Here is a 13204-nt window from a genome sequence, read left to right on the forward strand (position 1 = left end):
ATGACGTCCGGCTCAACCCGTGCTGCAAGGTGCACGGTCGAGTTCAAGTGCACGTTCGGGGCAGGATCGCACGCCTCGCGACGCAGTGATTTCCTCCCCTTCCGCAACTTCGATGTCACCGGGAAGGATATAACCCGCGTCATCAAGCTTGAAGATGTGTGGCGCTTGCGCCGCGCATCGCGCGTGTCCTTGGCATTTGTCATAATGGACGATGATGCGCATGGCTCTGCCTCCATTGTCATTGCCCCGGTTTGTGCGGAGTTGGTCAGGACCAGTCCAGGATCAGATTTTCGATCCCGAACACATGCCCGCCGACAGTGATGGGCGCCGTACCCTCCTTGATCCGGAACGTCGGGATGCGCGTCAGCCACTCCTCCAAGCCAATGACGATCTCGCGCCGAGCAAGATGTGAGCCAAGGCAACGGTGAGGCCCATAGCCAAAGGTGGCATGGGGGTTGTCCTCCCGCGCCAGATCGACCGTGTTTGGACATTCGAATTCCGCCGGGTCGCGATTGGCGATCATCGTGGCGCAGGAAACATAGTCCCCCTTGCGGATCGGCGCGCCTTCGAAGTCGATATCTTTCGTTGCCACACGGATCAACTGAACGGTCGAATAGGCGCGCAGCAATTCTTCGGCCGCAAGCGGGATCCGGTCCGGTTCGCTTCGCAACAATTCCTGATCCTGGACGTTGCGCGCCAGATGAGCCAAGTCAAAGCCTATAGCTGCTGCAACCGTATCGAGCCCTGCAACGAAAACCAGCACGCCGACGCCGCGGATCTCCTGTTTCGTCAGCCGGCGGCCCTCGACCTGTGCCTGCACGATAAAGGTCATAAAATCGTCAACCAGGTCCTGGCGGCGGGCGGCGGCAAGTTCGTCAATGAAGGCCACAATCGTCCGGGCAGCGGCCGGCCGTTTCACATCGTCGCCGTGGAGAAGATCTCTCGCCCATCCGACGAATATGTCGATCCGGTCATCCGGCAGCCCTAGAAGATGGAGGAAGATGTTGACCGTGAAGGGAAATGCGAAATCGTTCATGACTTCGCAGCTTGTGCCCAATGCAGCGATCCCGTCGATGAGCCTGATTGCCCTTTCGCGGACAGCTGGCTCCAATGCCGACACCCGCTTTGGCGAAAGCAGCGGATTGAGCAATGCGCGAAAGGCGCCATGGGCCGGAGGATCGAGTTCAAGTGGGATCATCGGCCAGTTTTCGCCCAGCGCGGAGGCAAAGATGCTGCGATGGCTGGAAAAAGTTTCGGTGTCCTGCAGCACCCGCCGCTGGTCGCTGGCGCGCGTGATCACCCAGGTACCCCGACCGTCGCGCGTGTTGAGGGGCGAATAAAAAATTGGGAGCCCGGCATGGACGCAAGCGACTGCTGCGTGCGGATCTCCGTTGGGAGTCGGTGACATCCCGGGCGACGTAAACAGGCTGAAATCCCTCACCATTTCGGGTGGGATATGATCTGGAACGGAATTTTTCCCCATTGGTACTCCTGACGTCAGGCGTCGATTGAGATTGCAACGCCGGCCATTAGGTCCATGCCGGCGCCCGGGAAGTGCCAGCTCAGGCGCGTTGCTTACGGTGGTATGCAGGCGACGTGCGCGTTAGCGCGCAAGAGATCGGTCGCCAATTCAAGCACCAGGGCATCTCTTTCGTAGCCACGCGCCCTAGAGCATGGCTGCTGGTGATCCCCATTGAAGCTGAGAAACTGATCAATCATCGCTGAGCTCCGTGACGCAATGCTCACGCCTCGCATCATCCGAGCAAGTTGCGTGCCGGATTGGTGCCAGATGGCCCTCACCAAGCAATGGCCAGGCAGCACTGGGACCTGTGCAGTGGATGACTACCTGTCCATTATTGCTAGGAGAACGTCTGGCAACCGACACGTGCGGTCAGCTTTGTCGCGTCCGCGACACGGGGACTGTTCGGCTTGGTGGTGCCACATCCAAAGTTGGTACCTGAAAGCCAATGTTGTGTACCTGGAGCGGCTAAACGGCCGCTCTCGGACAACTAAAAGGGTGGGAAGGAAGGGATCGTGCGACAAACGCGACATCTGGGGCGGCACAAAAACCAGGCAGTTTCTTGAGTGTGCGCGCACCCTGGCCCTGACGCGCCACTGAATCTCGCTCAACGTCATGATAGATGGCTCGTTCGACATTCGAAGTTGGCTCACCCTCCGGCGACCGTCGGGAAGCGAAATAAACCCGGGCGCTTCGGCGCCCGGAAGAACGAGCAGGAACAAATTGGCAACACTCGAGAGATGCAGCTCAAGCTTCCTCGATCAGAAGGAATAACGTCACGATGACTGCATACCTGACATTTGTCCCCCTCGGGAACGCTGACACGACGCTGATCCGCCTGGCAAACGACGATCTCGTCCTGATGGACTACGCAAACATGCGCAGCGCGGAGGATCCGAACGACAAGCGCATAGACCTGCCAAAGGCCCTCCGAGATGAACTTGATGATGCCGAACGTGAATCGTTCCGAGTGGTGGCTTTCACCCATCTCGACGACGACCACATCTGCGGCGCTCGGGACTTCTTCTGGTTCGACCATGCCCGGATTCTGCACTGACCGCGTAAAGATTGACGAGCTTTGGGTTCCGGCGGTGGCGATCACCGAAACCGATCTCGAAGGCGACGCGTGGACCATCCGTTCGGAGGCTCGCCACCGCCTGAAGGAAGGATATGGCGTCAAGGTGTTCTCGCGCCCAGCCAACCTCGCTAAGTACCTCGCCGAATGGAATTTGACCGTGGAGGACCGTGCGGATTGCATAGTCAATGCTGGAGAACTCGTGCCGGGCTTCTCGAAGTGGGACGCGGGTCAAGCGGAATTCTTCGTGCATAGCCCATTCGCTGGCGCACAGACGACGGCCTCGAGGATCGAGAAGCACGGCAACGAGCATCGTCTTCACTGGGACGTGCTCTCTTTCACCACTGTTCGTACAAGTCCCTGTCTCCCGAAAAGGGCGAAGACATCACCGAACCCGTTGAGGACGTGAAGTGGCTGTTTGAGGAGCTTGCGCGCCAGCGGGAGATCGTCTCGCCGAGCTGGCCTATCCCGGCGAAAGGCACTGCCGACGATGAGGACAAGCAGCCGCCGCACAGGCAGGCCGCGAACTACTACAAGGAGATCATCAAAGACTCGAACGGGCAGTTCAAGGTCACGATGGAAACGCCGACCCAGTCGAATCCGAAGCCGATTAAGCTGAAGATTTCCTCGACGGGCGTTGGGGTAACGATGACGGCGGCACCGAGCGTCGCCAGCATAGCTGCAGCTAGCACCACGCGGGCGGGCTGACGGCATGTGGCAGCCCGAAGGGAGCGAACCGGTCGGCTGGGATGGCCTCGCCATCCCGCTGGCCATCGCCTTTGCGGACCACGTTACAAAGGCGTGCACCGAATTCGCCCGCTTGATCGGATGCCACAGGCTTCCAGTAAAGGACTTAGAAATCGTTTCCTTCGAGATCGACCTTGGCGTGCCACAGCGCCCGGTCTACGCCATTAATCCCGCCGAGACTGTCTCGGTCTGCTTCTGGCCGGGCAACGCCGCTCCTCCCCTCGTCGCGGTGTCACGGCCCGACTTCCCCGACACCCCTCACCAGAACCTAGTGCCCGAGGGATTCCCGTGCATCCTTTGCGTAGATGACAGGCCATGGCAGGACGTGCGCGGCGACTATACCGCTTCGGAGCTGATGGCACGTATTGCTGTATGGTTTGAAAAGGCGTGCGAGGGCGACTTCACGGCGACGACCAGCCCGAATGTGACGGCCACGACGGGGCCGCTCGTACACCGTCACGGTGTCGCCAATTCGCTCGCAATGCTCTTGCATGACCACGGCATCGAAGCTCGACGGAACGGGTGCTCCCGTGAATATTCGAAGTGCATTTCGTGGGTCGAGGTTCTCGAGAGCGCGCACATCGCCGGCGACCACCCGCCCAGCCACGCGAAAGGTCCAAGGCTCCTCCCCATCGAAATCCGCCGTTCGAACGGCAAACCCGTCCATCGCCGAATTGTCGAACGGAGGCAGCGAAATAGGCGAGTGTATATCGGCCGCGCAAACCCGTCCCAATGCTCCGGCAAGCGAGACTGTTTCCCTGTATCGAACAGGTTTGGCGAGCGCGACGGCTTTGGCTACCGCCGTCTCGAACGGGATAGCTTCGCCACCCTGCCCGGCAGAGCAGTTTCGGCTTTCAAAACGGGCTTCGCGGCGTGAAACACGAGCGCACCTCCCTTGCGTTGTTCTCGAAACGCAACGGCCTAAGGTTTTTCTAACCTGACACACTCTTGAGATAGGCGATAACGTTTTTGATGTCGTCGGGATTCTTGAGGCCAGGGAACCCCATTCTATTCTTCGGCACTTTCGCTTTGGGATTGGCCAGATATTCCGTCAGGTTCGGCTCATCCCAGACGAGTGCCGCGGCACCGGCATCCATCATGGCTTTCGAATACCAATAGCGAGGGACGGTTCCCGCTGTCCGGCCTACAACGCCTTTCAAGGTTGGCCCGAAGTTGTTCGCGTCGGTATCAGCGTTGTGGCATGCGGCACACTTTTTGAAGACGGTCTTTCCGGCCTCGATATCCTGGGCCTGGGCGGCCGGAGGCAGTAACGCCAAAACCATTGTGGCGCCGACGAACAGGTATTTCATGCGGGAACTCTCCGTTTTTCCATACGATGACGTCGAGGGGCTCGTTGGCCTTCTGGTCAGCGGCATTGGCCAGCCTGTTCGACGGATATTCCACGAGTGCCAAGCCGGGGGCAGCCTTGGCCTGTGCCTGCACTGGCAATGCCACGGCTATGGCCATCCCTGCGGCGGCAAACGCTCCTCCCCTCAGTAATTTGGCGGCGACCGACGTCGGCCAGCTTGTTGTCGCAAAGGGCTTGCAACGCCTGTGCCAACCGAAAAAACCGCCGATTTCATTGGAAAAAAAGGAACCATCGCCGGATGTCCGCGACGTTCGGAAATGCGGACATAGTGCGCTGCCGAAGGTTCAGGAAGTCGAACGACCCAAGGGTCCGCGCATTCGCGGGGCATGCCGAGGAGCAACGATTGTCTTCGCGGCGAAGCGCATTGTCATTCAGTGTTCCGAACCACTGAAACGGCCATCAATTTGGTACGGTCATCGCCGCTTAACGCAGCCAGACTCCTTGCGATTGCGTCTCCTCCAGACGTCGCCTGCAATTGCACGCGCGTCGGATCTCGCTTTTCATGCATACATTCGACTTCGAACTGGATCAGGCCATCAGCCAAGCTTATGTGGCGCGCAGCGCGCTGGACCATTGCCTTTGGGCCTTTCACTCCGGCATGGGTAACGAAATCGAGTGCCGAGCAGAGATGTACGTCAATCAGGTCGAGGAGCTCTTCCGCAACGCCTGCTATTTCGTTCCGCTTGACCACCTCGCGGTGGTGATAGGCTTGGTTTCGGGCCTCTCGAACCCGCTTAAACTTTCCCTTGAAGACGGCTTCGTCCAGCGGGGAGCCATTAAGGAGCACAGCGGGAAGCTTTCCTTTTATCACCGCCCATTGTTCATGAATCAGCTCTTCGACATCTGACATTTTCGCCAGGCTCAGGACTTCGTGACCCGTGGCATTGTCGAGGATGCCTCGATCCAGCCGATCTCCCTCCACGTTCTTGATGAGGTTCTCGATCACTCTGCCTGTCCCATGGGTGATCGGAATCTTGTTGATCGTTTCCACTTGGTCGGCCCTACCCAGCTTGTCCAACTCGCGTAACCTCGCCAGATGGGGAAGCCACCAACGCATGGTGCGAAACTGATCTTCCATCCAAAAGGCAAGTTTCGTCCTATATGCCGATTCAAAAATGTGCAGGATGGGATACAGACTAGCCTGTTCTGCCAGCTTGCGATGGTACACCTTGTGAAGTCGGGTCGGCAGATCCGTTTGGTCCTTCCGTTTTGCCACGGCGCGAAGCTCCTTCAGCGAGTGACGGAGAAGTTCGATGTTGGAACCTGGCATGAAACGGCCTATGACATCGATCTGGTCTGCCGGAGGGGTTGCCTGCAAGGCGTCCTCGAGGAGTTCACGTAGGGTGCGCGCGTGAGGCATTTTCGGCATTCGCCTTAATCAAGAATTGCGATTGCATCCTTTAAGTGCTTGACTTATCCGGCTGCAAGCGGCATTTTACTCGCACTCTGGTCACGATGCCCTTTGGGGGGCTGTGCCTACTCGCGAGGACGCGGTCGGAGTCTAAAGCAATACAGCGAGATAGCAGAGCCCCTTTCGGGGCTCTTTCTTTTTCCAGCGGGATTGGATGCGTATCCGACCGCGGAATGGATACCAGGCTATCTTTGAAGCCTCTTTTCGCCCTGCTCCGCGCTCAGTTTGCAACCGCTAGCGGCACTTTCTTGCGGGCCGGCAGCCGACGGCGCATGCGGCGTTTAACGGCGCATTTGAGCACAACCGGCGGATCGTTCGACCAGGCGCCGAACACGGCGTCGACCATGCCATGCGACACGAAATCCGCGTTCAGGTCAGCGGCCAGCTTGGCGGCTGCCTCCTTGTCGTCGTTGCCGGTCTCCGCCCAGAACACGTTTCCGACCCTGAGCGCCGCTTTGGCGCGCTTCAGCCGGCGAACCAGAAAGCGAGCGTGCTGACGGAATCCCGGTTCAGGAAGCCGACCACGACCGAATCGACAGTCTCGAGTTCGAGGCGGCGAATGCTCGCCGGTTCCATGTCTGCGAAGCTCGCCTTCGATACGGTCGCACCCTGGACTACCAGCACCTGCGCCAGCATGGCGGCGGCGGCATCCTCGAGTTCGCCGCGACCGCCGGCACAAAGCACCGACATGTCGGTGCCATCGGGCAGTTCGGTGCCGTCCTCGCCCTCTCCTTCTGCCTCTTTTGCAGCATCCGTGCTGGCGTCCTCGGCCACGCTCGGGTCATCTTCCTCGTTGGCTTCTTCCTGTGCGCTGTCATCGAGATTTGCCACCAGTGTCTGGGCACTGGCCGCCACCTGCCGCCTTTGCTGATCGCCCATCACACCGCGCACGCGGTCCTATTCGCCCCAGCAGGAGTGCCGGGATGGCAACTTTGTCGTAGAATTCGACCAAGATATTTCTCCTCCAGCATCTCCTCGGCATGGTCGGTGGCCTCGTCGGGATCTCCGGCCAGCAGCCGCTGGTAGAGCCTGGCATGGGGTTCGAGCACCGGCTCGTTGCCGAACAGCACATCGAGGAATTCAACTGCGGCACGTGTCTGCCGAGCACGACGAGACAGACGGTGAGCGGCGTCGACAGGACAAGGCCGAGCGGGCCCCACAGCCAGGTCCAGAAGATCGCCGCGACAATGATGGCCAATGGCGAGACCCCCGTGCGCGAGCCATAGAGCCAGGGTTCGATGACGTTGCCGGTGATCAGTTCCATCACCACGAACAGCCCGGCGGTCCACAGCACCAGCGACCAGCCGGGCGCCACGGCCAGCGCCAGGAACAGGGCAGCAGCGCGCCAATGACCGGGCCGATATAGGGAACGAAGCGAAGCGCCAGTGCCAGCAATCCCCACAGCAGCGCATTGGGAATGCCGAGGATCCAGAGCCCGATGGTAATCGGTACGGCGTAGACGCCGCAATCATAACCGTTGCGCTGCCGCGCCATGCGCACCGGCTGCGGGTCGGTGCCCAGCCTTGCCGCGAACTGCGTGGCAATGGCGCGGTGGTATTCCCCCAGGGAGTCGTAGTGATAGGCGACGAGCCTTGCCCGCTCGCGGCGATCAACCAGCAGCAGCGACCAGTGCTTGCCGCTATCAGGATCGGCGGCATTGGCATCGTTGACTGGCGGGAACAGGAAGTCGGCGGTATCCTCGCCATTGTGATTGTGGACGATGCTTTGGAATGCGCCTGGCGCATCGCGGTCAGCGGCCAAGCGCAGATGATGAGCTACGACGGCATTCACGACAATGGCGTCCGCGCGGCCAGATCCGGAGAGGGTGCCTGCAACTCCTGGTCCAGGAGCCTGTAATCCGCGTTGATCTGGTCGTCGGTCAGCCAATCTGTGGGCCAAGCGCCAGCCGACCCTGCAGTGCGCTGCCCGAGCCAGAGGCGGGTTCATGCGTCTGCGCAACCTAGGCGTGATGGGTGGGAAGAAAGCGCCCGTCCGGCTCCCGTCCCGCCGGGGCGGTGGGTTGCGCTGCCGGCCCAGGCAGCCGATCGGCGTCCTCTACGCCAGGGCCAGGGGCGGCGCCCGCCTGTGAGCACAGGTGGGCGTGCAGACTCTCCACGCATGGCTTGGCGTTCTTTCTATCCTGTTTCTCGGGTGGAATGAATTCGATATCGGCTTCTTTGTAGAATTGCTGGCGCTCGCTCAACAGTCTCGCAATCTTGTCCTGTGGGTTGGGGCCTTGCAGCAGCGGGCGGCTGGTATCTTTCCTGGTGCGTTTCTCGATCACTTCGAGTTTGGTATTGAGCCAGATCGACACCGCTTTCTCCTTGATGAGGCTGCGGCTCTGCGCATCGTTGAACGAGCCGCCCCCGGTGGCGATCACGGCGGGGCCGGCCTCGAGCAGACGCGCGATCACACTTGCCTCCAGCTCCCTGAAATGCGCCTCGCCGTCGGTCTTGAAAATCTCGGAGATCGATTTGCCGGCCTGGGTCTGGATTATTTTGTCGGTATCGACGAAGGGCAGCCCCAGGCGCCTGGCGAAAATGGGACCGATGCTGGATTTGCCCGCGCCCGGCATGCCAACCAGCACGACCGGCCGTCCATTGAGGGCGGCAAAGATCTCTTTTGCGACAGGTGACCTGGCGGTCTGGGGATTTCGCTGTTCGACGCTGCGCACCCCAAAGCTGGCGAGACTGGTTCTGCCCGTCGTCCCCTCTTCGCCTCCCCAGTGGGGGATGTCCATGACGGCATCGGGGATCGCAACTTGCTTGCAGGTTCCCCGCACGCGCTCGACCAGTTCCTTGGCCTTCTCCAGTCCATCGGCGCCGGCTTGCTGCTGCAGCTCGAAAAGCTCCTTGTAGGTGTCGTGACTGTCGATCTTGGCCTTGTAGCTGCCTGGCGTGTGGAACTCCAGCTGGAAGCGGTACCCATCCGGCGTGGCGAGCACGCTCTGGATGCCGACGAAGCTCGGATCGCGCAATCTGAACCAGTTGGTTGTCTGGAGCTCGGTGTAGCCGCGCTCCTCGAAGGCCAGCATGGCGGCCTTGAAGGCGCGCGTAAAATCCTTGTCAGGGATTTCGAAGACATGGCGCACGGCGCTGCTGAGCAGCTGCACATCGCTGCCGCTCGGGGCGCTCATGCCGGTCAGATGATCGGTCATGGAGGCTTCCGATCTCAAGCGGTGCCTCATATGAGGCAGGTCCACCTGGATGCCGGCTGTCGCCAGGCTGGCGGCCACGCTAAGCGCTGCCGCGGTGATTTCCTCTTCTTCCTCCCTGGCGCGGGCAGCCTCGATGGTGGCGCACTGCGATGCCTGCTCGCGGCTCAGCGTCATCGTAGCGCCGTCCGCGCTGCCAAGGTGCGGCCCAGACGGTTTGGGCAAGATGCCCTGCTGCGCAACGAGTTTGATCGAGGCTTCCATGATTGAAGCCGCCAGCGTGGGATTGCCCTTCAGGTCCCCCAAAGTGGCATCGACATCGAACCAGCCCTGGTTGAGGGTCATCGCCAGAGCCTTGACGTAGGGCACGGCCTTCAGGCCCGGCGTCTGATGCAGCAGCCGCTGCAGCTCTGCGCTCTTCTTCATGAAGAGGCGGGCGCCAGTATCGGATTTATAGGCGTCGGTGCCGACCTTGACGCCGAGGCTCAGGAGATTGTTTGCGCTTTCGACGATGTCGTCGGGATTGTAGCCATCCGGGCGCGGATCGATGCGCGCGGGATAGTGGTTGAGCAAGAGCTGGACGCGCTCGCGTGGCTGGGCAGTTGCCGCATAGGCCTCGGCCAGATCCGGGAACAGCGCGCACAGTGCCGCGCTGAGCCCCGGGTTAGCGTCGTTGACGCTTTCGACTGGTTCGGGCCGGCGTTGCGCATCCGGCTCGACCGCCCACGCCTCCAGGGCGGAAATGAGCAGAGCGGCCATTTCGCGGGCGACCGGATGCCTGGCGATCTCGATCTCGTGCCTGGCAGCGTCGAGCTTGTCCTGGATATCCTGCCGGCTCGCCTGTTCCTGGTCCAACAGCTCACGAAGGCCGTGCCTGAACTCGTGGTTGACGCCCTCGTAGGTGCCAAAGATGGCCCGCTCGGCAAACCAGTGGCGCGCCTCATGTGATTGCGCCAGAAAGCTTCGCTGCAGGCCGGTATAGGTTTCCAGGACGTTCTGCGTGGCGGCGAGGATCTGGCTGGCGCGGCTGAACTGGTAACGCTCGCCGTCGATGGCAGGAGTGTGCGACTTGGCCGGCTTGAGTGAGCGCACGCCGCGCGCTTGCTCCTTTTGATCGAACTGACGCACATGCTCATAAAGCTGCGGCCGGTCGCCGACGATAACGACCGTGTCGCCGTCGAAATCGCCATCGAGCTTCTTCTGTTCACCGGTCGGCACGGCAACCAGCGAGCCGGGAGCGAACACCTCCGTCGCCTGCAGGACGCCGACGCAGTCGAGCGGCGTGTCCGCCTTGGCGCGGTCCTTGCCCGTAGTCCAGTTCGAATGGCACTTGACGTCCTCGGCAGACATCACCAGCCCACGGTCGGCGAAGTCGGCCGGCCACATCGCGTCCGGCACCACGATCAGAATGCCCTTGGCAAAGAAGGTCGGAGCGTCGGCCGCCAGGTCCTTGCCGGGCTTCTCGGCGACATTCAAACTGTATTGGATGGCTACGCACTGATCGAGGAACGCCGCGGTCGGGTCCGCGTCCGCCGCCGACCTGACTTGCCCGGCGGGAAACGGGCGCAGGTTGGGCTTGTCATAGGGCGAGCGGCCGATAAGCACGCCATCCCTGCCCGTCAACGTCTCGCTCTTGAGCTTCGGCACATGGACGCGGCCATCACTGGACGGTACGGCAACCGCGCCGGGACCGTCGATATGTCCGGTCGTCACGGTTCGAAACAGCTCTTCGGACGTCAACGCGCGCCCTTGCTGGCTCTCAAGCCAGGTCCTGGCCTTCTCGCAGGTCTCCTCCGCCACCAGTTCGCTGCGCGGATAATGTTGCAGTGCCGAGGCTGGAACGGACGATCTCCTTCCCTCGGCAAAGGCGGTCATCCGATCGGGGCCGTCCTGGGAACCGGCCCGGCGAACAGCTGGCATCAGCGCGGCCAGCGAGGCCTTGATGAAGCCGCAGCCGTCATGCGGCTGCAGGGCGATCGGTCCCTTCGGCCCAGTCAGCTGGAAAGGATGCGCCTCGCCCACAGGGCGGTCCGGCAGCAGCAACAGTTTGAAGGCGCCTTCCAGGGCGTAGTCGTGCGGCCCCAGACCCTGAATGGCCGGTGGCGCGGCGAACCCCCGGCGCTGCGTGTAATAATAGGCCTCTTTGAACGGAGCCCAGGCGCGCGACAGCCTCTCGAAGTCGGTGCCCGCTGCCGTGTCACTATAGGGAATGGCCAGCAGCTTCCCTCCGGACGGCTCGAGTCGCCCACCGGGCGGACGTGACGCGATCTGCGCCAGCGTCAATCTCGGCGGCTTCAACTTGCTGCCGCCGAACAGGTCCATGCGGTACGGCACACCCTCGACGGTGAGCGTGCGCGTCAGCATGAAGGTGCTGGGCTTTCCCGGCAGTTGCACCGCCACCACCTTCACCGCCCCCGAGGTCAGGCGATGAAAAACCGAATATCGTGTCTCGGCCTCCGTGGCGAGGCGCTGCCCCCGCATATCAACGACCGGCAACCGCATCAGTCCGGCATCGCCCTGCGGCGGTCTGGGCTCGTGATCCATGGTTCGCAACACCTGATGCACGTCGAAGACCGATGCAGGATGTTGGGCGTGGACGGTTGCTGCATTCTGCTCCAGGAATGAATCTATCGCATCCAGCGGGTTATCGGCCTCGATATCCGCGATCACGTTCCAGCTCATATTGGAAAGATCGCGCTCGATAAGATCGCGGGTGCGGTCCAGGATGCCTCTGGTCTCCCGCTGCAACTCCTGCTGCCTGTTCCGCAAACCGAACCTGTCGCCCTCGACATAGGGGCGTCTGTAGAGCCTCTCGAGGACCGCACGGGTCTTCAACACTTGATAGATCGACAGGGCGGGACAACGGCTCGAGCACGGTCCACGGCGCCGCTCGGCATCGTTTGCGTTGAGGTGCGCCTGGATCTTTTGCTCCACGACGGGTTGGATATCGTTGAGCAGGTTGAGCGCCTGCCTGCGATGCCAGCGCAGCTGCTTGTGCGCGCTGCGCGCCAGCGGCAGCACAGCGGCGCACAGATTGCCCACGGTTTCCAGGTTATTCTCGGCGGCAAATCCAGGCGCACGATGCAGTTCCTGAAGGCGAACCAACCCCGTGCGTGCGAGCAATCCGAGATCGTCAAACAGCCGGGCCTTGGCCAGCGCCTTGAAAATGTTGGCGATCGTCAGAGCGTTGGCCTGCTCCAGGCGATCAGTGGCATAGTGAAGGTGGTGGGCGAGCTTGTGCAGCCGGTCCTTCAGCAGAGCGGTCTCGTTGATCTCTCCGGCGTCCTCTCCCCTCTGGCATTCCCGCGCCAGAGCATTGGCGATCATACTGAGCGTAGGTGTGGTGAAGGCCCCGAAGCGGAGGTTTGCCGAGCCGAGTCGGTGCGCGAGGTCTATGGTCGCCTGATGACACGCCCCTTCTTCCGGCCACTTGCTGAACCCATTCATCAAGTTGCCTAAGTCCTGAGGGATAAGATTATTAGATAGCCCGTCGGCGCGGCGAAGCATCTCACCGGCGATCGTGGCTGTAGCCTCGCGACAAGCCGCCGCTTCCGGCCACTTGCTAAAGCCGTTCACCAGGTTCGAAAGTTCCTGCAGATTAAAGCCAGGGAGCTTGTCGGCACGGCGCAGAACCTCACCGGCGATGGTGGCTGTAGCCTCGCGACAAACCACCGCTTCCGGCCACTTGCTGAAGCCGTTCACCAGGTTCGCCAGGCCCTGCGGAGTAAATTCGGAGAGTTGGTCAAAACGGTGAAGCATCTCACCGGCGATCATGGCTGCGGCCTCGCGACAACCCGCCTGTTCCGGCCACTTGCTGAAGCCGTTTGCCAGGTTAGCCAGGTTCTGCGGAGTAAATTCAGAGAGTTGGTCGGCACGGCGAAGCACCTCACCGGCGATCGTGGCTGTAGCTTCGCGACAAGCCGCCGCTT

8 protein-coding genes and 4 pseudogenes are annotated in these 13204 nt (G+C 61.3%); 4 read left to right on the forward strand and 8 right to left on the reverse strand.

Going from position 1 to position 13204, the window contains the following annotated elements:
• Window positions 1-12 precede the first annotated feature (12 nt).
• Both AC04SG_RS30690 and AC04SG_RS30695 read right to left on the reverse strand, forming a co-directional pair.
• The gene (locus AC04SG_RS30690) at window positions 13-222 is read right to left on the reverse strand and encodes a ferredoxin (protein WP_488554093.1); all 210 of its coding nucleotides are present in this window, start codon (window positions 220-222) and stop codon (window positions 13-15) included.
• A 43-nt stretch (window positions 223-265) separates the two neighbouring features.
• The gene (locus tag AC04SG_RS30695) at window positions 266-1483 is read right to left on the reverse strand and encodes a cytochrome P450 (RefSeq protein WP_488554094.1); all 1218 of its coding nucleotides are present in this window, start codon (window positions 1481-1483) and stop codon (window positions 266-268) included.
• Window positions 1484-2300: 817 nt separating this feature from the next.
• On the opposite strand from AC04SG_RS30695, the gene AC04SG_RS30700 reads away from it, so the two are divergent.
• The 4 genes and pseudogenes from AC04SG_RS30700 to AC04SG_RS30715 form a co-directional block, all read left to right on the forward strand.
• Complete coding sequence (locus AC04SG_RS30700) at window positions 2301-2576, forward strand: hypothetical protein (protein ID WP_488554095.1); 276 nt, start codon at window positions 2301-2303, stop codon at window positions 2574-2576.
• A gap of 34 nt (window positions 2577-2610) precedes the next feature.
• Complete coding sequence (locus AC04SG_RS30705; RefSeq protein ID WP_488554096.1) at window positions 2611-3003, forward strand: hypothetical protein; 393 nt, start codon at window positions 2611-2613, stop codon at window positions 3001-3003.
• The gene (locus AC04SG_RS30710; RefSeq protein WP_488554097.1) at window positions 3000-3302 is read left to right on the forward strand and encodes a hypothetical protein; all 303 of its coding nucleotides are present in this window, start codon (window positions 3000-3002) and stop codon (window positions 3300-3302) included. Before AC04SG_RS30705 ends, AC04SG_RS30710 begins: the two co-directional genes overlap by 4 nt.
• A 4-nt stretch (window positions 3303-3306) precedes the next feature.
• Window positions 3307-3741: pseudogene (locus AC04SG_RS30715) on the forward strand (ThiF family adenylyltransferase); the annotation flags it as partial.
• A gap of 78 nt (window positions 3742-3819) precedes the next feature.
• Here the strand turns inward: AC04SG_RS30715 and AC04SG_RS30720 are convergent.
• The 6 genes and pseudogenes from AC04SG_RS30720 to AC04SG_RS30745 form a co-directional block, all read right to left on the reverse strand.
• A pseudogene (locus AC04SG_RS30720) lies at window positions 3820-4287 on the reverse strand (hypothetical protein); the annotation flags it as partial.
• Complete coding sequence (locus AC04SG_RS30725; protein ID WP_488554098.1) at window positions 4274-4651, reverse strand: c-type cytochrome; 378 nt, start codon at window positions 4649-4651, stop codon at window positions 4274-4276. The gene AC04SG_RS30725 and the pseudogene AC04SG_RS30720, both read right to left, overlap by 14 nt.
• 426 nt (window positions 4652-5077) lie before the next feature.
• Complete coding sequence (locus tag AC04SG_RS30730; protein WP_488554099.1) at window positions 5078-6070, reverse strand: hypothetical protein; 993 nt, start codon at window positions 6068-6070, stop codon at window positions 5078-5080.
• Between the two features lie 271 nt (window positions 6071-6341).
• A pseudogene (locus tag AC04SG_RS30735) lies at window positions 6342-7579 on the reverse strand (AI-2E family transporter); the annotation flags it as partial.
• A 51-nt stretch (window positions 7580-7630) separates the two neighbouring features.
• Window positions 7631-8068: pseudogene (locus tag AC04SG_RS30740) on the reverse strand (Ulp1 family isopeptidase); the annotation flags it as partial.
• Between the two features lie 13 nt (window positions 8069-8081).
• A partial coding sequence (locus AC04SG_RS30745) for a shikimate kinase (protein WP_488554100.1) occupies window positions 8082-13204 on the reverse strand: 5123 nt, incomplete at its 5' end.

Source organism: Mesorhizobium sp. CNPSo 4684 (assembly GCF_057784315.1).

Excerpts from the sequence above, each read along its gene's own strand:
- AC04SG_RS30690 (WP_488554093.1), bottom strand. The coding sequence starts at position 222 with ATGCGCATCATCGTCCATTATGACAAATGCCAAGGACACGCGCGATGC.
- AC04SG_RS30695 (WP_488554094.1), bottom strand. The coding sequence starts at position 1,483 with ATGGGGAAAAATTCCGTTCCAGATCATATCCCACCCGAAATGGTGAGG.
- AC04SG_RS30700 (WP_488554095.1), top strand. The coding sequence starts at position 2,301 with ATGACTGCATACCTGACATTTGTCCCCCTCGGGAACGCTGACACGACG.
- AC04SG_RS30725 (WP_488554098.1), bottom strand. The coding sequence starts at position 4,651 with ATGAAATACCTGTTCGTCGGCGCCACAATGGTTTTGGCGTTACTGCCT.
- AC04SG_RS30730 (WP_488554099.1), bottom strand. The coding sequence starts at position 6,070 with ATGCCTCACGCGCGCACCCTACGTGAACTCCTCGAGGACGCCTTGCAG.